Source organism: Vibrio sp. VB16 (genome assembly GCF_015594925.2).
Classification (GTDB): domain Bacteria; phylum Pseudomonadota; class Gammaproteobacteria; order Enterobacterales; family Vibrionaceae; genus Vibrio.
In genome coordinates, this window is the sequence record NZ_CP087590.1 from 2,565,996 (window position 1) to 2,586,565 (window position 20,570).

Genomic DNA, 20,570 nt, shown 5'->3' on the forward strand with positions numbered 1-20,570 from the left:
TATGTAAAAAAAGTAAACCGCTGAGTTTGAATCACCCATAATGTATGTGTTGCTTCAAAATTTCTCAGCGGTTTTTTTTACGAGTAAACTTAGGCTTACGACGACCTGTTGCTCTTTCTACTTGAGGCAAACCTTGCAGAGAACTGGGAACTGGGTTGGTTTTTACCCCCTCCATCAGTAATGTCAGTTTTTGCTCAAGCCCTTGCATAAAGGGTTGATAGGCTTGGTTTCTTTCTGCCATGCCTTGCAGTTGGTGTTCCCAATGTGCCGTCATATCAGGATACGTCGACTCATTCGGCAACGCATGTATCAGCCCTCGTCCAGCTTGGCTACTCAGAATGGATTTTCCCTGACGAATCAGCAATTTTCGTCTAAACAACGTGTCTAAAATTCCTGCTCGTGTTGCTTCGGTACCTAAGCCGTCGGTCTCTTTCAAGATTTTTTTCAGCTCTTTGTCTTCAACAAAACGTCCTATTCCAGTCATCGCTTGTAACAGTGTTGCCTCTGAAAAATGTTTCGGCGGTTCGGTTTTCTTCTCTTTTATTTCCCCTTCTCGGCAGATCAATTGAGTGCCTTTTTTAAGCGGAGGAACCGTGTCAAAGCCCGACTCGTCTTGATTGTCTTTGCCAATAAGCACCTTCCAACCTGGCTCGATCAGTTTGCGACCTTTGGCAATAAAACAACCACCCGCAATATCAAAAACCAACTTCGCTTCAGCGTAAATCGCAGAGGGATAAAACTGCATCAAATACTGCCGAGCAATCTGTTGGTATATCTTCATTTCATGGCCAGACAAACCATTAATGGCGGTTTTTTTCGGAGTAGGGATAATCGCGTGGTGCGCTTCTACTTTTTTGTCATTCCATGCCTTTGAGCGGATAGAAAGATCCGCACCACTAACGGCACCTGCCAATTCCTTCGCGTTGTTTGCGACCGCCGCTACGACTGTCGAAGCTTGAGCAAAATGTTCGTTTGGAAGATAACGACTATCAGAGCGTGGGTAGGTAATGAGTTTGTGCTTTTCATACAAAGACTGGCAGGTATTTAATACATCCTGAGCACTCATACCGTACCGTTTGGAGGCATCAATCTGCAAGGCTGACAATGAATAAGGCAACGGTGCCGATTGCTTGGTCTGTTTTTGTTCCGACTCAGAAACGACAGCGGGTTGATTCGCAATTCGATTCGCCACATTTTCGACCAATTTTCGATTTAATACTCGCCCTTCTTCATCTTGCCAAGGTTGGCATGATTCGCTGGGCTTCCAACGCGCTCGTATGTCTATGCTGAACTGGCCGTCTTGGTAAGGAATCAGAGCGTGCAAAGTAAAATAGTCTTTAGCCACAAAGTTTTCTATCTCTTCATCTCGGCGGACAACCAACCCTAAAACCGGTGTTTGAACCCGCCCTACCGATAATACACCCTGATACCCCGCTTTTTGACCAAGCAGAGTATAAGCGCGAGACATATTCATGCCGTACAACCAGTCCGCACGCGAGCGTGCCAGAGCGGAAACAGACAGCGGGATAAACTCTTTATTGCTGCGCATTTGGCTTAACGCGCGTTTAACGGCGGGCAGGTTTAGATCATTAATCAATAACCGTTCTATCGAGGCTTTTCGGCTTGCGCTGACCTTAAGATAATCAATAACCTCGTCAACCAGTAACTGCCCTTCTCTATCGGGGTCACCTGCATGAATAATTTGACCCGCTTCTTTAAGCAACTTCCTAATAACCGCAAGCTGTTTGCTGGCTGTTTTTCTTGGTCTAAGTTGCCATTGTTGTGGAACAATGGGTAAGTCGGCTAGGTTCCATTTTTTATATCTATCGTCATAAGCATCGGGTTCAACTTGTTCAAGCAGGTGCCCGATACACCACGTCACAATATCGCCATTTCCACAACGGATATACCCTTGATCTTTTTTTTGTGGGTTGGGTAAACCAGCCGCTATTGCTCGACCTAAGCTCGGTTTTTCAGCAATAAAAAGACGTGCCATTAATTTTAATCCACCACAAAAATCTAAGAAGGGCTAGATTAGCGAATCTAGCCCTTACAATGCAAGGAATACTGTTAATTTATACAGCTTTATTCGCTCAACTTCTACAAGTACTCTACCAATTTTATCCGATCGCGTTCTGGTACTTTCATCGGCGGCCTATCTCGTGTCCCCAAATAAAGAAAAACCAGTCATTTTTTAAAACACAATTGGACAGAACCAAAACATGCCTCAATAATGAGATAAAGCCTTGTAAAATAGTTAAAGTTGCTGCTTACTTACCGCGAAAAAGGAAATCCATTATGAAGCATCTCATCATCACTGTTATTGGTAAAGATCGTCCTGGTCTGGTTGAACTACTTTCCGATTCGGTATACCAAAACAATGGTAACTGGCTAAGTAGCCGATTAAGTAAATTGGCAGGTCAATTCGCGGGTATTCTACAAATCGAAATAGACGAACAACACATCAAGGCGTTAAGACAGGCATTAGATCAAATTGAAGAGCTCCAGATCCATATCGTTGAAGAAAAAAGTCAGGCATTATCATCGCCAGTACTCCATTACCTTACCGTCACCGTTAATGACCGCCCCGGTATAGTCAAAGAAGTGACCGCTCAACTAAACCAGTTGGGAATCAACATCCACAAACTCAAAACCCACACACAAAGTGCGCCAAACTGGGGCTACCCTATTTTTCTTGCCCATTTTCAGTTATCGCTGCCAGACGATATCGAGCTCAGTTTTGTTCAACAGAAGCTTGAAATGCTTGCCGATGATCTAACGGTTGATATTGATGAATCGTCACCTGTTTAAGTAGCGAAACGTTGCATCGCGCTATATTGAATCTAGGCCAATATAACGCGATGCAAATGTCACAATTTGGATATCATTACTAATTTAAATAGTGGTACGTATGCCTCAATCAAAATCGTCTCTCTACAAGTACTCAACAAATTTTGTCAGATCTCGTTCAGGTACTTTCATCGGCGCACAACCTGATGTCCCTAGATAGAGAAAACCAACTATTTCATCGTTCGTTTCTAAACCAAAAGCCTCACGAACAACGGGATGAAACATCCAGGTACCTGAGCGCCAAAAACCTTGAAACCCTTGTGCTACTGCCGCCATCTGCATCGACTGAGCCGCACAACCAGCCGACAAATGCTGTTCGAATGCGGGGACTTTATTGTGTTCGGTCACCTTTGCGATGACCGTTATGACCATAGGTGCGCGAAATGGTGCTTTCGCCAGTTTGTCTACAACCCCCTGCTCGCTCTTCTCCGCATTCGCAGCACTGACCAGAATATCAGCCAGTTTTTTCAGCCCTTCCCCTTGAGAAATGACGAAACGCCATGGGGTTAATCCGCCATGGTCTGGAGCTCGTAATCCTGCTTTTATTATATTCTCCAGTACTGCACCACCTGGAGCCGGTTCAGATAACTTAGCAATTGAACGACGATTTAATAATAACTCCAATGCATCCATACATGCCTCTTATGCTTTCTGTTCTTTTTGGCGAGAACAGTTAATGAGAATAGTTATTAATACTATTACACTTTATTCACATTTGAATCAATACTTTGGTTTAGATTTTTAACGCCACCTCTAAACCTTGGCGTATCGCCCGAACCGCATCCAACTCGCCGGCTTTGTCCGCTCCCCCGATAACATGCAGCTTTCCTTTCAGTTCAGGCCACTTATTTTCAAATGGTCGAACGGACTCTTGGCCAGCACAAATAACGATTTTGTCCGCTTCTAAAAGCTCTATCTTGCCGCGGTTATCAATCGTTAGCCCTTTGTCATCGATACTCTCATAGCCCACACCACCCATCAGGTTTACCCCTCTTTTTTCGAGTGTGCGTTTATGGATCCAACCCGTTGTTTTACCCGGCCCTTTGCCTACGCGACTCTTCCGTCGCTGTAAGACCCAGACGGTCATATCGCTGATCGGCTCTGGATGCGGATACAACCCACCCGGATGACTCAAGTCGGTATCGATTCCCCAGTCATGTAACCAATCATTGAGGTCATTGCCTTTTGGTTCAGTCAACATAGTGGCCACATCAATACCAATACCACCAGCACCAACAATCGCTACCTTGTCACCTACTGGTGTTTTTTCTCGTATCAATGTTTGATAATCAATGACTTTATCTTGGTTATCGATGCCTTTGATCTCTGGTATTCTCGGTGCCACACCTGATGCCATAATGACATCATCATACCCAGACAAATCATCAAACTTCACTTCAGAGCTAAGTTTTAGGTTCACACCTGTTTCGTCGATGCGGTTCGCGAAATAGCGAATCGTTTCTCTAAATTCTTCTTTACCTGGTATCTGCATCGCTAATCGAAACTGCCCACCAATACGATCACTTTTTTCATAAAGATCAACGTGATGTCCACGTTCCGCAGCAATTGTGGCAGCAGAGAGCCCCGCTGGACCTGCACCAACAACGGCCACTTTTTTAACTATCTTGGCAGGTTGAATCTGGATTTCGGTCTCATAACAAGCGATTGGATTCACCAAGCAACTTGCTCTTTTTCCTTGAAATATGCTGTCCAAGCAGGCTTGATTACAACCGATGCAGGTATTAATTAAATGCGATTTTTCTTGTTCAGCTTTTACCACAAACTCTGGATCGGCTAAAAAAGGACGAGCCATAGAAACCATATCGGCATGCCCAGCTTCTAGCACTCTTTCAGCATCCTCAGGCGTATTGATGCGATTGCAAGTGACCACTGGTACCTTAAGGTGAGGTTTAAGCTTTTCCGTTACCCACGTAAATGCCGCTCTTGGGACCTGAGTCGCGATGGTAGGAATTCGGGCTTCATGCCACCCTATTCCACTATTGATAATCGTCACACCAGCATCTTCTAACGCTTTCGCCAACATAATAACGTCATCAAACGTGCTGCCTTCTTCGACTAAATCCAACATAGATAATCGGAATATAATAATGAAATCTTCACCAACCACTTTGCGAATCGCTTTGACTATCTCTAAAGGAAAGCGCATCCGTTTTCTATAATTGCCACCCCATTCGTCGTATCGCATGTTGGTGCGCTTACAAATAAATTGATTGATCAGATAGCCTTCCGATCCCATCACTTCAACACCATCATAGCCCGCTAGTTGAGCCAACGATGCACTATTTGCAAAGGCTTCTATCGTCTTTTTAATCTGGCGTTCGTTCATCTCGCTCGGTGCGAATTTGGATATCGGTGCCTTCATTCCTGATGCGCTTTGCGCAAGTGGATGCATGGCATATCGCCCAGCATGCAGTATTTGCAGGGCAATTTTTCCACCCTGTTTATGTACCGCTTCCGTCACTATTTGGTGCGCTTTGGCATGCTTAGGTTTACTAAATTCCGCGCTTAATGGATGCAGTCGGCCGCGAAAATTGGGTGAAAAACCACCCGTAACTATCAGTCCAACACCACCTTTCGCTCGCTCTTCATAGAACGCAGCTAATCTACCCAGCCCTTCTTTGTGCTCTTCAAGGCCGGTGTGCATGGAACCCATTAATACTCGGTTTTTTAGTTGAGTAAATCCTAAGTCGAGAGGCTCTAATAATTTTGGATACATAATCGTTTCACTTCTGCTTCATAGATGCGTCAACGGATGCTGCGCACTGTTTTAATTATGGTCAGACTAGAATATTCACTCTACGATCAAAAATCAAACAACTGTTTACATTTGTGCAACATTGATCAATGTAAGATGTATTTTTTGTGATTATGACGTAGGATTAACTCACTCAACTTAACTCTTTATATGCATCTGCTTATCGCATTTGTGGGGAAGGCATGAAAAAAATATTTAAATTTATCGGTGGCACATTAAAATGGGCTTGGAAAATCATCAACTTCATTCGCCTTGCTATCTTTAATCTGTTTTTCTTTATTATTATTGGATTAGTCTATCTGGGTTATACCCAAACAAGCCAAGTAATTGAACCACCACAAGTCAAAGAAACATCTGCACTTGTTCTTAATCTTGCTGGGCCGATCGTAGAACAGAGGCGATACATTAATCCGATGGATTCCGTCACTGGCTCTCTGTTTGGTCAAGAGCTACCAAAAGAGAACATACTTTTCGATATCGTCGATACTATTCGATACGCGGCCGATGATGAGAAGGTATCAGGTTTAATCATTAGCCTAAGAGACCTACCAGAAACCAGTTTAACCAAGCTTCGTTATATCGCCAAAGCGATCAATACCTTTAAAGAGTCTGGCAAACCCGTTTACGCTATCAGTAGTTTTTATAATCAAAGCCAATACTATCTCGCGAGTTATGCCGACAAGATATACATGGCACCTGATGGCGCGGTGATGCTTAGCGGTTATGGCACTTATCCTCTCTATTACAAGACTCTGTTAGAAAATTTGGATATCAACACCCATGTATTCAGAGTCGGGACGTACAAATCAGCGATAGAACCTTTTATCCGCGATAATATGTCAGATGATGCAAAAGAATCGGCTTCCGCTTGGTTAACGCAATTGTGGGCCGCCTATATTGATGATGTTACCTCAAACCGAAATATAGACGCTAACTCAGTAAATCCTTCCATGGATGAATTTCTGGTGAACCTTAAAGCGGTTAACGGTGATTTAGCAAGGCTTAGCCAACAACTTGGATTGGTCGATGAACTCGCCACTAGACAAGAAATCCGCCAAGCAATGGCAGAGGCATTTGGTGCCAAAGGCAAAGACAGCTACAACGCTATCGGTTACTACGAATATCGCAACACTGTCACACCAGAATACCAACATAGTTCTAATGATATAGCGATTATCGTAGCAAGCGGCACGATAATGGATGGAGAGCAACCTCGTGGTACTGTTGGTGGTGATACGGCCTCAGCATTACTACGAGAAGCCAGAAATGATGACAACGTAAAAGCGGTCGTACTACGAGTGGACAGCCCAGGCGGCAGTGCATTCGCTTCTGAGGTTATCCGTAACGAAGTGGAAGCAATAAAAGCAGCAGGTAAGCCCGTCGTCGTATCAATGTCGAGTATGGCCGCTTCTGGCGGGTACTGGATCTCGATGGGGGCGGATAAGATTATTGCGCAGCCGACTACGTTAACCGGCTCTATTGGTATTTTTAGCGTTATCACCACATTCGAAAAAGGCCTCAACAAGTTGGGCGTCTACAGTGACGGAGTGGGAACGACCCCGTTTTCTGGTATAGGGATTACCCGTGGCATTCCAGACAAGGCTGGCGAGGCTTTCCAGTTAGGCATTGAGAATGGCTACCAACGGTTTATTGGCCTAGTAGGCCAGAGTCGTGACATGTCAGTAGAAAACGTGGATAAGATTGCTCAAGGGCGTGTATGGACCGGCTTTGATGCGATGAACGCTGGCTTAGTTGATCAGATGGGTGATTTTGATGAGGCGGTCAAGGTCGCAGCCGAGCTAGCAAATGTTGAAGAGTACAATCTCTATTGGGTAGAAGAACCGCTTTCCACCACAGAGCAACTTTTGCAGCAAATATCCGAGAATCTAAATGCCTCTTTAGGGATTGATATATCAACCTTATTGCCTGAGGCGCTACAACCGATCTCTAAACAATTGATAGCAGACACTGAATTACTCAGCACCTTGAACGATCCAAAGGGCGTCTATTCACTCTGTTTAACGTGCGAAGTAAAATAGCCTTACTCAAGGCTTCTTAAAAGAAAATGCGATTAGAATAGGTAGGTGCCTTGTGCACCTATTTTTTTTTACCACACTTAAGCATATAATCCGCCATCACTCCTATCGAGAAATGAAGACCGCTATGAAAAAACATATCTATATCGCCTATACAGGCGGCACAATAGGAATGCAAAAATCCGAACACGGCTATATTCCAATCGCAGGTTTTATGGAAAAGCAACTGGCTGGTATGCCTGAGTTTCATCGTGAAGAGATGCCAAATTATACTATCAACGAGTACGAGCCTTTAATCGATTCATCTGATATGTCCCCTAAGGATTGGCAGTTTATTGCGGACGACATTAAGAAAAATTACGACAAGTATGACGGTTTCGTTATTCTGCACGGTACCGATACGATGGCGTTTACCGCCTCTGCACTCTCATTTATGTTCGAAAACTTGGCGAAACCCGTTATTGTCACTGGTTCACAGATCCCGCTATCAGAACTTCGCTCTGATGGTCAGGCTAACCTACTAAATGCTTTGCATATTGCCGCTAATTATCCAATAAATGAGGTCACGCTCTTTTTCAATAATCAGTTGATGCGTGGCAACAGAAGTACTAAAACGCACGCCGATGGCTTTAGTGCATTCACGTCACCTAACCTGCCAGCTCTTCTAGAAGCGGGAATCAATATCCATGTACGTAATGGCGTCACTGTCGATTTAAAACCAGACGGGGACTTTAAGGTGCATCAAATTACACCACAACCAATAGGTGTTATCACAATGTATCCCGGCATTTCTCATGAGGTGATCCGAAACACGCTAAGACAGCCTGTTAATGCGATGATATTACTCACTTTCGGTGTAGGGAATGCACCTCAAAACCCAGAGCTTTTAGCCCATTTAAGAGAGGCATCAGATAGAGGTGTCATTGTCGTCAACCTGACTCAGTGTTTGGCAGGAAAGGTCAACATGGGTGGCTATGCAACGGGCTGTGCCCTTGCCGAATCAGGCGTGATTAGCGGTTATGATATGACCCCTGAGGCGGCCTTAGCAAAACTGCATTATCTTCTTAGCCAAAATCTAAGCTATGAAGAAATAAAAAGTGAAATGCAAAAAGTACTAAGAGATGAGATGTCACTTTAAGCATCTAATTCATCATCTCAACACCTTGTGCCTCATCCCTAAAATCACTCGCTATCCCATATTTACCCGTCATCCCCACGAAAGTGGGGACCTGAGCGATTCACGTATGCATGAGAATAAATACAAATCAATCGTTCACGTTAACCCGAACAATATCATCTTCTCCAACCGAAAAATCTTTTTTAAATTCGGCCTTTGATTTGAATTTTATTTCGCCGTCGGCCCCAACGGACATATGTTCTGGATTGGTATTGTATTTCGCTTGATACAGCATCACAGCCTGCATGCAGGAATCTCTCTGTTCCTGAGTCAACACTCCACCTTCTGGCCACTTACCTGTTTCAACTGCATACTGCAATCTTTCATACGCTTCAGGTGTTATCGCGTTTATCAACTCTTCCGTATTCACAGCATTGGTTTCCTTTTCTTGACTTTATACAAGACATCAAGTTAGCTACGCTTCATAGATAGTCAATCATCAATGGCTGAATAGTAGTAATTGATCACAAGCATTAAATATGAATATACAAAAAAACATCGTATTGCTTTCTTCTTGTCTTGTTTTATTCGGCTGCTTCGAAGGCAGAATGAACACCAATAAACTGTGTGAGAACAATCCGGCGCTTCGCTGCGATCAACTCAACATGGAGGATGGGCAATGTCGAGTCGCCAGAACTGATCTAATTTGGCATCGTAAAGAGGTCATGGAATCTCCTACTGATAGTAATTTGATAAAAGAATTTCATTATGTAAAGGCGTATCATAAGTGCCTAGAACTCGCGGCACAAATTGAACCCACCAAAATAAAAAATAGAAAAGAGATACGCTTTAATGCCCTCCTACATACTATCGATGAAGAGAAACGGTTAATCACCGAATTATCAACACACGACACACCAGAAACGCTCTATTTCTTATGGACTCAAGGGCAGAATAGCGCCATACGTCAGTTTTTAAAGCTAGAAAAAAGTGGTCAACTTAATACAGCAGAACTGCAATACGCGTTGGCGACTTACTATATAACTCGCGATCAAGAAAAAACGGTCAAGCTACTCAATAACGCCTTGAAACTAAGCGATGAAGACAATCTTAACATAGGTATTCTAGAGGCGTTGGCAAGCGTTAATCATGCGCTAAAAAGACCAGAACGCGCTTATGCGTGGGTTCTAGTCAGCAAAGAGTTCGGTGTGCCGGTAGCGTCAGAAAGAGATCTCAGCGTCCTTTATAGTTTCTCTCCAGAGCAAAAAGAGCAACTCGAAACAATTGCAGATGACATAGTCGATGCAATTAAGAACAATAATTACAAAACCTCATTGATAACTAAAGTAAAATAGAAAACCTTCGTCGTTCAAGCGAATTATAATTGATGCGAAAATGAAATAAAAATACAAAAAACATCAAATTATCAGACGTTTTTTGTATTTTTAGTGAAAGTTAACGACACCGAATTAACACAGTACCTATCTCCGGTGGTTTCTGGCCCATCAGGAAAAACATGCCCCAAATGGCTATCGCAACTCGCACAACGTATTTCGACTCGCTTCATGCCGTGGCTAATGTCTTCTAAGTAACGGATAGCAGAGTCATCGATAGCAGAATCAAAACTCGGCCATCCGCAACCAGAGTCATATTTATGATCGGAATGAAATAGCGGCTTCTTACAACAAGTGCAAAAATATTCCCCTGATTCGCGATTATGCAACAGCTTTCCAGAAAATGGTGCCTCAGTACCTTGTAGCCTACATACCTGAAACTCTTCTTTTGTCAATGAGTTACGCCATTCTTGATCTGATTTTATCACTTTATCTTTCATCTCGTTCCCCTCAACTTTCTTTTCTTTTTTTATATTATTGATCGATTTTGTGATAAAAACTTGCTTATTTATTGCTTTGTAGCACATGTTTTTCTGATTTAACCTGCGTTCATGGGGTTGCAATTCTTCTCTTCGCCCTTCATCATCGGTTCTTAAGTAACAAAATTTTGTAAATTGGTCGCAAAAAGTAGTCGCTCGTGAAACTAAGTTGAAAAAAGGCATTATTTTTTTGACTTTGAACAAGATAAGAACGATTATCTGTTGCAGATAATTACAGTATTCTGTAATTTTACAACCAGTTTATATTTCATCAGAAAAAAGTTGTGGAGCAACAAATAATGACTATCAAAGTAGGTATTAATGGTTTTGGCCGTATCGGCCGTTTTGTATTTCGTGCATCTGTAGAGCGCACTGACATCGAAGTTGTTGGTATCAATGACCTTATCGACGTTGAATACATGGCATACATGTTAAAATACGATTCAACTCACGGCCGTTTCAACGGTACAGTTGAAGTTAAAGATGGCAACCTTGTTGTAAACGGTAAAACAGTACGTGTAACTGCTGAGCGCAACCCAGAAGACCTTAAGTGGGATGCAATCGACGTTGACGTTGTTGCTGAAGCAACTGGTCTTTTCTTAAATGACGAAACTGCTCGTAAACACATCACTGCTGGTGCTAAGAAAGTTGTTCTTACTGGTCCTTCTAAAGACGCAACTCCAATGTTCGTTATGGGCGTAAATGACAGTACTTATGCTGGTCAAGACATCGTTTCTAACGCTTCTTGTACTACTAACTGCCTAGCTCCTATTGCTAAAGTTCTTAACGACAAGTTCGGTATCGAATCTGGTCTTATGACGACAGTTCACGCGACTACAGCAACTCAAAAAACAGTAGATGCTCCTTCAGCTAAAGACTGGCGTGGTGGCCGTGGTGCTTCTCAAAACATCATCCCATCTTCAACTGGTGCAGCTAAAGCAGTAGGCGTTGTTCTTCCAGAACTAAACGGCCTTCTAACTGGTATGGCTTTCCGCGTTCCAACTGCAAACGTTTCTGTTGTTGACCTTACTGTTAACCTTAAGACGGCTACTTCTTACGAAGCTATCTGTGCTGCTATGAAAGAAGCATCTGAAGGCGAGCTTAAAGGTGTTCTAGGTTATACTGAAGACGCTGTAGTTTCTCAAGATTTCATCGGTGAAGTTCAAACTTCAGTATTCGATGCTGCTGCTGGTGTTGCTCTAACTGACAAATTCGTTAAAGTTGTATCTTGGTACGACAACGAAATCGGTTATTCAAACAAAGTTCTTGACCTAGTTGCTCACATCTCTAAGTAAGCATTAGTTTGAGGCTTTCTTTGAAAGCATAAGAAAAAGGCGGCCATTGTGTCGCCTTTTTTGTTTCTATAATTTAAGGAAAGTAATCTCCTATGGAAAAATATCTTCCCGTCATTGGTCCTCTTGCCGACCACGTGACCGTCATCGAAAAAGATGGCATCAAGATCATTCGCGTTGCTCACCCTAAAGCAACGGCAGACATCTCCTTACATGGTGGGCATGTTCTTTCGTTCAAACCAACAGGCCAAGAAGATGTTATCTGGCTTAGTGAAGAAACCGAATTCGAGCCGACTAAAGCAATTCGTGGTGGCATCCCTGTCTGTTGGCCTTGGTTTGGCCGACTTGCTGCCCCTGCGCACGGTTTTGCTCGTACAAGTTTGTGGCATCTCGTTGAACACAGAGAATCAGATGATGGGGTTATCATCTGTTTAGGCCTTGAAGAGAGCGAAGAAACAATGGCTGTATGGCCATATACTTTCCAAGTTCGTCTATATGTTGAGGTAGCGGACGATCTTAAAGTCACGCTCGAAATCAATAATACGGATGACAAGGCATGGCAATTTTCCGGCGCACTCCACACCTACTTCAATGTTGCTGATATCCGTGACACGGTGACCACTGGTATGGGGTCGGAATATATGGATAGCCTTCAGAGTGGCAAGGTATGCCAAGGTGGAGCGGAGCTTCAGCTAACGGATACCGTTGACCGTGTTTATACTCAGCCAGAAGAGACAATCGAAATCGCCGATCCAAGCAATGACCGTATTATTGTCATTAAAAACAAAGGCGACAACTCTGCTGTAATATGGAACCCTTGGGAAGCCGGAGCTAAAGCAATGGGTGATATGGCAGAAGATGGATACAACACCATGCTGTGTGTTGAATCGACCTATCATGCAACAAGTATGGAAACAGGCAAAATGCTTCAGCCTGACGAAAGCTACCAGCTCATCACACAGATCAGCGTCAAATAGTATCCGTACATTCACCATCTACTTCGTAAAGCATGAATCTATACTGGTATTCGACCCCCACTTTTTTGGGGATCGAATACCAGCTAACCTTTATCGATGACTTCGAAGCCCTTATCCAAAGCACAACAACGAATAGATTCTCTCTGTACTCGAAATAACTCACACATAGCGTTACAATCTCAGAATATTCTCACTATCTAAGTTGCTCATGCTTTATCAATGTCCACTTTGCTCTGAAAAACTAAAACAAGAACCACGCTTTTACCAATGCGCGAATAATCATCAATTCGATATCGCTAAGGAAGGTTATGTCAATCTGATCCCTGCGAATAAAAAACGCTCGAAAAATCCGGGTGACAATACTGAAATGATGCAGGCAAGGAGACGTTTTCTCGGCAGTGGTCATTATGCTCAGTTACAGCAGCAAGTAGCACAAACCTGTTTAGAAAAGCTGAACAATACCGATTTTAACATGTTAGATATCGGCTGTGGGGAAGGCTATTATACCAATGAACTCGATTATCAACTTAGACAGGCTGGGCATGAACCTAACGTGTTTGGATTGGACATATCGAAGGTTGCAGTCAGGTATGCGGCAAAAAAATACCCCCTTTGCCACTTTTCGGTTGCTTCGAGCCAGAATTTGCCATTCTTAGATCACTCTCTTAATCTAATTTTACGCATCTATGCCCCGTGTAATACTGAAGAGATGAATCGATGTGTCGCCGAGAATGGCGTCGTCGTAACTGTCACACCTGCTGCACGGCATCTATATCAACTGCGTGCACTCATTTATGATGATGTTCGCCTGCATGACGAAGCCATCGAAACGATAGATGGCTTTACTCTCGAGCACGAAGAGCACCTAAGCTACCAAATGAATTTAGAAGAATCTGAATCACTCGATCTGCTACAGATGACACCATTTGCATGGAAAGCGACCGACTCGGTAAGACAGCAATTAGTAAATACCCCTGCATTTAATTGTGAGGCAGATTTCATGATAAGGGTTTATCGAAAAAATTAACTCGTTTCTTATTAATTGGTCTAGTTATTGCTTAAATTAACTACAAACAGAAAACGGCAATAATAGTTAAACTTTTTGCCGCTTATGTCGATATCTAATCTATAAGAAGAAATCATTGAGGCAATCTATGACGCCAGTAGGGAATACTAACGCTTCCACGTTACAAGCGACTCAGGCGAAACAAGCCAGTTCTCAACCTCAGCCGTCTGAAACGAAAGAGTCGTTCACACCACTGAAGGTCGAAAAGAATAAAGTCACACTGTCTGATGAGGGTAAAGCCTTACTAACCGCTTTACAGCAGATCGATAAAGAAGCGAGTGATACTGAGCACGTCAAACCAACTACAGTCGAATCCTTTACTCACGGAGCTCTGGGACTAGATCATCCAGAAGAGATAGAAGAAGTCGAGGATACTAGCTATACGGCAGGCCAATACCTCAAGGGTGCTATTTCAGTGGGTGCAATTATATTAGCGTTGGCATAAAGACAGCCTATCGCTCTATTTTTATGTTACGCAATGTAGATTTAGCTTTATACATGTCTTTTGCCACCACAAGCGCAAAACCGAATACGACCAACATACCTATAAATTCGAACATTCCTTACCTCTAATATTAAAAGTGGATCAAGATCACATTTTACAACGTAAAACACTTTAATGAAATAGGATATTGCGAAAAGATACCGCAATCGTTCATTGTTTTTTATTTTAATCAAATTGAAGGGACAGCGGCCTTGTTCACTAGAATAAAATGGCGGCCCTTGATTTCATTCTATTGAACTCGACAACAAAGCCATGTGTCCATGAGGCAAATAAAAGCCGCCTACTTTGGCCGCTAATTTTGTACAGTATTGGCTAAATCATTTTACGGAAATAAACACGCTAACATCAAACGTTCCGTCATGATGAGAATGGTACAACTCAAAACATGGCCTGTCGTCCATTTCGTCACCCGAAGTCATCATCTGTTCGATTAAATTGTCCCAGAGCTCGATAATCTGTGGAACACTTGAGGTATGCTTTCGGGCGGTAATATACTTGCCACCTGGTAGTTGCTGTAATTGAATACCCTCAGATGCTTTAACGTTACAGGGAACCATGACGCCGATATCTGCGCGGCAATTTTCAGGTGGGGTAACATCTGGATCATCGTGGAAGATATGAACACGCTTAATATCAACAAGACTTTTGGTCGCCGACCACTTGTGAATCTTGTCTATCGCTTCTGGAATGCCTTGACCATATGGTCCTACTAGCCGCACATAGGCTATTTTGAAAGGCTCTAACACTTGAGTTTCCATAAGTTACTCCCCTATATCCATGTTTAAAGTAGGCTTATTAATTATACGAGCAGTGATAATAAAATACATCCGTTTTTACATTTCTATCGATTTCTACCTGTCTCTAATCTACGCCGGTTGTTTCCAAAGCAAACATTTGACTTAGCAGTCTAGATATTAGGGATAACTTCAAGACGATAGAACGAGGATGCATAGCCGCTTTGAGTTGATTATGCATTCCCGCGCAGGATCATCGGAAAGAGGATATTGACGATTATTGATAACGCGGTTTTAAGACTATTCGGTAGTCAGCACTAACCCTTGTCAAGACTGATTTCTAAGGCGTCTCTATTTGGATGATTCTGAATGTGGTCTTCCCAATTGACTACATCTATTTCATACACTACCTTGCCACGTACGCTTTCCCCTGCGGCATGCATTGCTGACTTAGAGCCGGTAATAAGTGGATGCCACTTAGGTAGAGGTTTGCCTTCCGCAAGCATTCGGTAAGAGCACGTTTCTGGTAACCAATTAAACTCGGAAATCTTATCCCTGCTTAATTTAAGGCACTCTTCTCCAGATTCAAAACGGTTTGGATAATCTTTGCAGCTACAGCTTTTACTGTTAAGCCAACTGCACGCGACATTGGTGTAGTAGACTTGATCGGTGTCTTCATCCATCAATTTGTGTAGACAACATTTACCGCATCCGTCACAAAGAGATTCCCACTCACTTTCTGTCATTTGTTCTAGAGATTTGTCTTGCCAAAATGCGTTTGTCATTGAAGTCTACTTAATTTCTATTTGGGCGGGTTTTATACCCCTACACCTGTAAAAGTGCAAGAAAATAGTTGCTGTACAGCAAAGGGACTTTTGTTACTATCGCGCTCCGATTTATCGTTATCTTGAGGCTCAATTATGGAATGTCGATTAGGATGTGGAGCATGCTGCATCGCCCCAAGCATATCTTCATCTATTCCAAGAATGGAAAATGGTAAACCCGCGGGTGTTCGCTGTGTCCAATTAGACAGTAATAACCTTTGCAAGTTGTTTGGGCGCTCAGAACGGCCTAAAGTCTGCCATGACTTTAAAGCCTGCCCTTCACTCTGCGGTAAATCGAACCAAGAAGCGTTCGAGAACATTCAAGAGCTTGAGCGTCTTACGTAACCACCCTTTTCTTTTTCTGCTTTAATTTCAAAACTGAGTAAACCAACACAAATTTTCTTATTTATTGGAATACACACGATAATTAGTATTTACTAGCGAATTCGTTTCCATGATGCCAACGCAATATCGTCCGTTAAAGTCTATAGTTCTCATGTTATTTGTCTGAATTTAAAGGTTATTAATATGAATAAGTACATTGCTGAACTGTTTGGCACATTTTGGTTGGTCCTTGGCGGTTGCGGCAGTGCGGTATTGGCCGCGGCATTCCCTGATGTAGGTATTGGCCTGCTTGGCGTCTCTCTCGCCTTTGGTTTAACCGTATTAACGATGGCCTACGCAATAGGGCATATATCTGGTTGTCACCTTAACCCTGCAGTCTCTATCGGCTTGTGGGCGGGTGGACGGTTTGAAGCAAAAGAATTGGTCCCATACATCATTTCACAAGTAATCGGTGCCGTGCTTGCAGGTGGGGTTTTATTTATCATCGCTTCCGGCCAGACTGGGTTTGATGCTGTTGCGTCTGGTTTTGCGGCAAACGGATACGGAGAGCACTCTCCTGGCCAATATTCCATCATGTCAGCTCTGGTTATTGAAGTCGTTATGACCATGATGTTTCTTGTCGTCATATTAGGTGCGACCGATGCTCGGGCCCCTGCAGGTTTTGCCCCAATTGCTATTGGTTTATGCCTGACGTTGATTCACCTAATTAGTATCCCAGTCACAAACACTTCAGTTAACCCTGCTCGAAGCACTGGTGTCGCCTTATACACTGGTGATTGGGCTATGTCGCAACTCTGGCTTTTCTGGGTAGCCCCCATTATTGGTGCCATTCTTGGTGCCATTGTTTATCGAGTGATAAGTAAAGAAGAGCGTTAAATCGACACTAAAATCAGAAAGGGTTGCCCGTTGGCAACCCTTTTTTATAGTTTTTGTCTACCAAGCAATGAGTGGGACAACGTTGTACCATCAACAAACTCAAGCTCACCACCGACAGGTACTCCGTGAGCAATGCGGCTGGCATTTACACTATGAGCATGGCACAGCTCTGCGATGTAGTGTGCGGTAGCCTCACCCTCAACCGTGGGGTTAGTCGCAAGAATAACCTCATTGATGTTGCCTCTTTGTAGGCGGTAGTCCAGTACATCTAATCCAATATCACTAGGGCCGATACCATCCAATGGCGACAGATGACCCATCAATACAAAGTAACGTCCAGAAAACTGTCCTGTCGCTTCTACAGCGGCAATGTCTGCCGGGCTTTCAACCACACAGAGCAAACCATTTTCTTGGCGTTTAACATTAGTACATATATGGCAAGTCTCTTCCTCGGTAAAGGTTCGACACTCACTACAATGGCCTATTTCTGTCATTGCTTTGGACAAGGCTTCAGCAAGCTGTAAGCCGCCCTTTCTATTTCTCTGTAACAAATGAAAGGCCATACGTTGTGCCGACTTGGGGCCAACCCCAGGTAGACATCGTAAGGCCTCCATCAATTGTTCCAGCATTTGACTGGTGCGCATAAAACTCGTCTATTTATACTTAGAAAGGCATTTTCATACCTGGTGGTAATTGCATACCACCAGTTACAGACGCCATTTTCTCTTTTTGCGTCTCTTCAACACGGCGAGCCGCATCATTGAAAGCTGCTGCGATTAGATCTTCTAGCATTTCCTTGTCATCTTCCATCAAGCTCTCATCGATATCTACACGACGAACGCTGTGAGAACCTGTAATGGTTATTTTAACGAGGCCAGCACCAGACTCACCAGTGATTTCCATCTTTGCGATTTCTTCTTGAAGCTTTTGCATTCGATCTTGCATCTGCTGGGCTTGCTTCATCATGTTGCCCATACCGCCTTTACCACCAAACATTTTGTTTCTCTCTGGTTAAGTTGATTAATGTCGATTCACGTCTAATTAAATATGGGGTCAATTACAGTATCTTCAACCCTTTAAATTGGTCTTACACTTTCTGGATCTAACTCGGCTGCAAATCGTGTCTGAATAAACTGAACGTTTTTATCTTCTTCAAGGGCTTGATGCGCTGAGCTGAGTTTGTTCTGGTATATAGCCTCTCGCAACTCAAGGGGCGTTTGCCCTTTATCGCTTACTTCTATCGTAAGATGACAATCCTCATCCAGAACCGTATTTAATGCGCTAAGCAATTCGCTCTGTGCCTTACCTTTATTAAGGTGAGCTTGCGAGGCTCGCAAACTTAACACAACGGTTGAGTTTTGTTTCTCATAGGAAGAATTGAGTGCAAGTTGTTCGACTAATTTCGGTATATCTAGCTTCTGGATGAGCGCTGACCACTTATCTTGAGTGACGGCTTCATCGATGAGTTTTTCTGTCATTTCAGGTGTCTTAGTGTGCTCTAAAGCCTGCTTAATTTGTGTCGGAGTAAGTTCTGTTTTCTCTTCTTCAACGACTTGCGGTGTCAACGCTTTCCATTGATAAGGTTCACTTTCACTTGCCTCTTCTTTTATTTCAACAGCAGAATGTTCACTAGAGATATTAGGCGACACCAGTTTAGTAGCACTATGTTGCGATATACGCTCTATTGCTGTGGTAGGTGGTGCCGCTTTAGGCTTTTTTCCGACATTACTCACTGTAGGGCTAGAGGTTGAAACTTGCGCCCGCTTTGATCGAAGCTGGTGTCTCAACCCTGCTATGGGTGACTTTTGTATAGGTGCAACCTCTTCCACAGGCGTTGATTGCTGATCAATTTGGGATACCTGAGAGTCATGCTCTGAGTGTTGTTCGACAACCATCGACTGTTGAAAGGTCTCGTGTGCCATATACTCAGCAGTAGACGAGTCATCACTCATCGGCGGATAATCATCTTCTGACGGCATTGGCGGCCTATCTGAATGATAGGTGTTTTCTTCCGCAGGCGACGGTACCTGCTTTTGCTCATTGACTGTTATCGATGTATTTTCTACATTTAGATCGGGGGCGACCTTCTCTACTGGCGCGACATCAACCGTGGGCTTCAATTGCGGCTTCTGCTCTACTTTCGCCACGGCTACCGGGGCTTGCGGCTGATCACTTGGCAGCGTTATCGCACTTACCAAATCAACCTTTACTGGACGAAATGCCATCATCCTAAGCACCGTCATCTCCAATCCTATTCGAGCTGAAGGTGCTAGAGGCAAATCTTGTCTACCTTTTAGAGCAATTTGGTAATAGAGCTGTACATCTTGAGGGGCTAAATATTGACTTAAGAGATCTATCTTCTCCGCATCAGGTTTAGACTTATCTAGCGATGCGGGGAGAGCCTGAAACATAGCAATACGATGTAACTGGCTGGCTAATTCTTGAAGAAGACTGTCCCAATCTACACCATTTTCCGCTAGTCGTTGAACAGCGGACATTGCGTGAGTAACTTGTTTACTCGCCATTGCTTCTAGCAAATGAATCGCTTGATCCGTATCAAGCACGCCAAGCATACTCGAGACAATTTCAGTTGAAACGGTACCATTCCCTAACGCAATGGCCTGATCCGATAAGCTTAAGGCATCACGCATACTGCCGTCGGCCGCATGCGCTATCATTCCTAATGCTCTCTGCTCGGTCACTATGCCTTCGTGCTGCAGTATCGTATCCAGTTGTTGATGAATAACATCAACACTGATTGGCTTGAGGTGAAACTGCAAGCATCGAGATAGAATAGTGACGGGTAGCTTTTGAGGATCCGTTGTCGCCAACAAAAATTTGACGTATTCAGGTGGTTCTTCAAGTGTTTTAAGAAGGGCATTAAAGCTATGCCTAGAAAGCATATGCACTTCATCAATTAGATAAACCTTAAAGCGACCTCTTGCTGGTTTATATTGAACGTTATCGAGTAGTTCTCTGGTATCTTCAACCTTTGTTCTCGACGCTGCATCGACCTCTAAAAGGTCAACAAATCGACCTTCATCAATCTCTTTACATGTGTCGCACTGGCCACAAGGTTTTGCAGTAATACCCGTTTCACAGTTCAGTCCTTTAGCAAATAAGCGCCCAATAGAAGTTTTACCCACACCACGAGTCCCACTGAATAGGTAGGCGTGATGAAGCTTATTCTGGCTCAGAGCATTTTCCAATGCGGTCAGCACATGAGACTGTCCAACAACTTCATTAAAATGGGAAGGGCGCCATTTGCGCGCTAAAGCTAAGTAACTCATTCAATATTT

The 20,570-nt window shown here is 43.4% G+C and carries 20 protein-coding genes; 10 read left to right on the plus strand and 10 right to left on the minus strand.

Annotated features, from left to right (window positions below; translation table 11 throughout):
* Window positions 1-64: 64 nt before the first annotated feature.
* Entirely contained in the window at window positions 65-1,996 is a 1,932-nt protein-coding gene (locus IUZ65_RS11595) for a DNA topoisomerase III (RefSeq protein WP_195703878.1), read from the minus strand.
* Window positions 1,997-2,298: 302 nt separating this feature from the next.
* On the opposite strand from IUZ65_RS11595, the gene IUZ65_RS11600 reads away from it, so the two are divergent.
* Window positions 2,299-2,811, plus strand: coding sequence for a glycine cleavage system protein R (locus tag IUZ65_RS11600; RefSeq protein WP_195703879.1), 513 nt, complete (start codon window positions 2,299-2,301; stop codon window positions 2,809-2,811).
* Between the two features lie 123 nt (window positions 2,812-2,934).
* Here the strand turns inward: IUZ65_RS11600 and IUZ65_RS11605 are convergent, their stop codons facing one another.
* Window positions 2,935-3,483: an NAD(P)H nitroreductase gene (locus tag IUZ65_RS11605; protein WP_195703880.1), complete on the minus strand. Its 549-nt coding sequence runs from the start codon at window positions 3,481-3,483 to the stop codon at window positions 2,935-2,937.
* A gap of 100 nt (window positions 3,484-3,583) precedes the next feature.
* Complete coding sequence (locus tag IUZ65_RS11610; protein ID WP_195703881.1) at window positions 3,584-5,587, minus strand: NADPH-dependent 2,4-dienoyl-CoA reductase; 2,004 nt, start codon at window positions 5,585-5,587, stop codon at window positions 3,584-3,586.
* Between the two features lie 221 nt (window positions 5,588-5,808).
* On the opposite strand from IUZ65_RS11610, the gene sppA reads away from it, so the two are divergent.
* Window positions 5,809-7,665, plus strand: a complete 1,857-nt coding sequence (gene sppA / locus IUZ65_RS11615; protein ID WP_195703882.1) for a signal peptide peptidase SppA — start codon at window positions 5,809-5,811, stop codon at window positions 7,663-7,665.
* A 112-nt stretch (window positions 7,666-7,777) separates the two neighbouring features.
* Window positions 7,778-8,800, plus strand: a complete 1,023-nt coding sequence (ansA, locus tag IUZ65_RS11620) for an asparaginase (RefSeq protein ID WP_443083740.1) — start codon at window positions 7,778-7,780, stop codon at window positions 8,798-8,800.
* Between the two features lie 127 nt (window positions 8,801-8,927).
* Here ansA and IUZ65_RS11625 read toward each other — a convergent pair whose 3' ends face one another.
* The gene (locus IUZ65_RS11625) at window positions 8,928-9,209 is read right to left on the minus strand and encodes a YeaC family protein (RefSeq protein ID WP_195703884.1); all 282 of its coding nucleotides are present in this window, start codon (window positions 9,207-9,209) and stop codon (window positions 8,928-8,930) included.
* 109 nt (window positions 9,210-9,318) lie between these two features.
* On the opposite strand from IUZ65_RS11625, the gene IUZ65_RS11630 reads away from it, so the two are divergent.
* Window positions 9,319-10,134, plus strand: a complete 816-nt coding sequence (locus IUZ65_RS11630; protein WP_195703885.1) for a DUF2989 domain-containing protein — start codon at window positions 9,319-9,321, stop codon at window positions 10,132-10,134.
* 71 nt (window positions 10,135-10,205) lie between these two features.
* Here IUZ65_RS11630 and msrB read toward each other — a convergent pair whose 3' ends face one another.
* Window positions 10,206-10,613, minus strand: a complete 408-nt coding sequence (msrB, locus tag IUZ65_RS11635) for a peptide-methionine (R)-S-oxide reductase MsrB (protein WP_195703886.1) — start codon at window positions 10,611-10,613, stop codon at window positions 10,206-10,208.
* Window positions 10,614-10,951: 338 nt separating this feature from the next.
* On the opposite strand from msrB, the gene gap reads away from it, so the two are divergent.
* The 4 genes from gap (at window position 10,952) to IUZ65_RS11655 (ending at window position 14,432) form a co-directional block, all read left to right on the plus strand.
* The gene (gene gap / locus IUZ65_RS11640) at window positions 10,952-11,947 is read left to right on the plus strand and encodes a type I glyceraldehyde-3-phosphate dehydrogenase (protein ID WP_195703887.1); all 996 of its coding nucleotides are present in this window, start codon (window positions 10,952-10,954) and stop codon (window positions 11,945-11,947) included.
* Window positions 11,948-12,039: 92 nt separating this feature from the next.
* Window positions 12,040-12,921, plus strand: coding sequence for a D-hexose-6-phosphate mutarotase (locus IUZ65_RS11645; RefSeq protein ID WP_195703888.1), 882 nt, complete (start codon window positions 12,040-12,042; stop codon window positions 12,919-12,921).
* A 208-nt stretch (window positions 12,922-13,129) separates the two neighbouring features.
* A complete protein-coding gene (gene rlmA / locus IUZ65_RS11650) occupies window positions 13,130-13,948 on the plus strand; it encodes a 23S rRNA (guanine(745)-N(1))-methyltransferase (protein ID WP_195703889.1) in 819 nt (272 codons plus the stop codon).
* 127 nt (window positions 13,949-14,075) lie between these two features.
* Window positions 14,076-14,432 carry a hypothetical protein gene (locus IUZ65_RS11655; RefSeq protein WP_195703890.1) on the plus strand — a complete coding sequence of 119 codons (357 nt, stop codon included), beginning with the start codon at window positions 14,076-14,078 and terminating at the stop codon, window positions 14,430-14,432.
* Window positions 14,433-14,809: 377 nt separating this feature from the next.
* Here the strand turns inward: IUZ65_RS11655 and IUZ65_RS11660 are convergent, their stop codons facing one another.
* Both IUZ65_RS11660 and IUZ65_RS11665 read right to left on the minus strand, forming a co-directional pair.
* Window positions 14,810-15,250, minus strand: a complete 441-nt coding sequence (locus tag IUZ65_RS11660; RefSeq protein ID WP_195703891.1) for an AraC family transcriptional regulator — start codon at window positions 15,248-15,250, stop codon at window positions 14,810-14,812.
* A gap of 293 nt (window positions 15,251-15,543) precedes the next feature.
* Window positions 15,544-16,011: a YcgN family cysteine cluster protein gene (locus tag IUZ65_RS11665; RefSeq protein ID WP_195703892.1), complete on the minus strand. Its 468-nt coding sequence runs from the start codon at window positions 16,009-16,011 to the stop codon at window positions 15,544-15,546.
* 135 nt (window positions 16,012-16,146) lie between these two features.
* On the opposite strand from IUZ65_RS11665, the gene IUZ65_RS11670 reads away from it, so the two are divergent.
* Both IUZ65_RS11670 and aqpZ read left to right on the plus strand, forming a co-directional pair.
* Window positions 16,147-16,395, plus strand: a complete 249-nt coding sequence (locus IUZ65_RS11670) for a YkgJ family cysteine cluster protein (protein WP_195703893.1) — start codon at window positions 16,147-16,149, stop codon at window positions 16,393-16,395.
* 183 nt (window positions 16,396-16,578) lie between these two features.
* Complete coding sequence (gene aqpZ / locus IUZ65_RS11675) at window positions 16,579-17,271, plus strand: aquaporin Z (RefSeq protein WP_195703894.1); 693 nt, start codon at window positions 16,579-16,581, stop codon at window positions 17,269-17,271.
* 44 nt (window positions 17,272-17,315) lie between these two features.
* On the opposite strand, the gene recR is transcribed toward aqpZ, so the two are convergent.
* From recR to dnaX, 3 genes are all read right to left on the minus strand, one after another.
* Window positions 17,316-17,915: a recombination mediator RecR gene (gene recR / locus IUZ65_RS11680; RefSeq protein ID WP_195703895.1), complete on the minus strand. Its 600-nt coding sequence runs from the start codon at window positions 17,913-17,915 to the stop codon at window positions 17,316-17,318.
* Between the two features lie 19 nt (window positions 17,916-17,934).
* The gene (locus IUZ65_RS11685) at window positions 17,935-18,267 is read right to left on the minus strand and encodes a YbaB/EbfC family nucleoid-associated protein (protein WP_195703896.1); all 333 of its coding nucleotides are present in this window, start codon (window positions 18,265-18,267) and stop codon (window positions 17,935-17,937) included.
* An 80-nt stretch (window positions 18,268-18,347) separates the two neighbouring features.
* Complete coding sequence (gene dnaX, locus IUZ65_RS11690; protein WP_195703897.1) at window positions 18,348-20,561, minus strand: DNA polymerase III subunit gamma/tau; 2,214 nt, start codon at window positions 20,559-20,561, stop codon at window positions 18,348-18,350.
* Window positions 20,562-20,570: the final 9 nt, after the last annotated feature.

What these genes read in the sequence shown, in the direction of transcription:
- IUZ65_RS11595 (WP_195703878.1), bottom strand. Translation starts at nt 1,996, where the DNA reads ATGGCACGTCTTTTTATTGCTGAAAAACCGAGCTTAGGTCGAGCAATA.
- IUZ65_RS11600 (WP_195703879.1), top strand. Translation starts at nt 2,299, where the DNA reads ATGAAGCATCTCATCATCACTGTTATTGGTAAAGATCGTCCTGGTCTG.
- IUZ65_RS11605 (WP_195703880.1), bottom strand. Translation starts at nt 3,483, where the DNA reads ATGGATGCATTGGAGTTATTATTAAATCGTCGTTCAATTGCTAAGTTA.
- IUZ65_RS11610 (WP_195703881.1), bottom strand. Translation starts at nt 5,587, where the DNA reads ATGTATCCAAAATTATTAGAGCCTCTCGACTTAGGATTTACTCAACTA.
- sppA (WP_195703882.1), top strand. Translation starts at nt 5,809, where the DNA reads ATGAAAAAAATATTTAAATTTATCGGTGGCACATTAAAATGGGCTTGG.
- ansA (WP_443083740.1), top strand. Translation starts at nt 7,778, where the DNA reads ATGAAGACCGCTATGAAAAAACATATCTATATCGCCTATACAGGCGGC.
- IUZ65_RS11630 (WP_195703885.1), top strand. Translation starts at nt 9,319, where the DNA reads ATGAATATACAAAAAAACATCGTATTGCTTTCTTCTTGTCTTGTTTTA.
- msrB (WP_195703886.1), bottom strand. Translation starts at nt 10,613, where the DNA reads ATGAAAGATAAAGTGATAAAATCAGATCAAGAATGGCGTAACTCATTG.
- gap (WP_195703887.1), top strand. Translation starts at nt 10,952, where the DNA reads ATGACTATCAAAGTAGGTATTAATGGTTTTGGCCGTATCGGCCGTTTT.
- IUZ65_RS11645 (WP_195703888.1), top strand. Translation starts at nt 12,040, where the DNA reads ATGGAAAAATATCTTCCCGTCATTGGTCCTCTTGCCGACCACGTGACC.
- rlmA (WP_195703889.1), top strand. Translation starts at nt 13,130, where the DNA reads ATGCTTTATCAATGTCCACTTTGCTCTGAAAAACTAAAACAAGAACCA.
- IUZ65_RS11655 (WP_195703890.1), top strand. Translation starts at nt 14,076, where the DNA reads ATGACGCCAGTAGGGAATACTAACGCTTCCACGTTACAAGCGACTCAG.
- IUZ65_RS11660 (WP_195703891.1), bottom strand. Translation starts at nt 15,250, where the DNA reads ATGGAAACTCAAGTGTTAGAGCCTTTCAAAATAGCCTATGTGCGGCTA.
- IUZ65_RS11665 (WP_195703892.1), bottom strand. Translation starts at nt 16,011, where the DNA reads ATGACAAACGCATTTTGGCAAGACAAATCTCTAGAACAAATGACAGAA.
- IUZ65_RS11670 (WP_195703893.1), top strand. Translation starts at nt 16,147, where the DNA reads ATGGAATGTCGATTAGGATGTGGAGCATGCTGCATCGCCCCAAGCATA.
- aqpZ (WP_195703894.1), top strand. Translation starts at nt 16,579, where the DNA reads ATGAATAAGTACATTGCTGAACTGTTTGGCACATTTTGGTTGGTCCTT.
- recR (WP_195703895.1), bottom strand. Translation starts at nt 17,915, where the DNA reads ATGCGCACCAGTCAAATGCTGGAACAATTGATGGAGGCCTTACGATGT.
- IUZ65_RS11685 (WP_195703896.1), bottom strand. Translation starts at nt 18,267, where the DNA reads ATGTTTGGTGGTAAAGGCGGTATGGGCAACATGATGAAGCAAGCCCAG.
- dnaX (WP_195703897.1), bottom strand. Translation starts at nt 20,561, where the DNA reads ATGAGTTACTTAGCTTTAGCGCGCAAATGGCGCCCTTCCCATTTTAAT.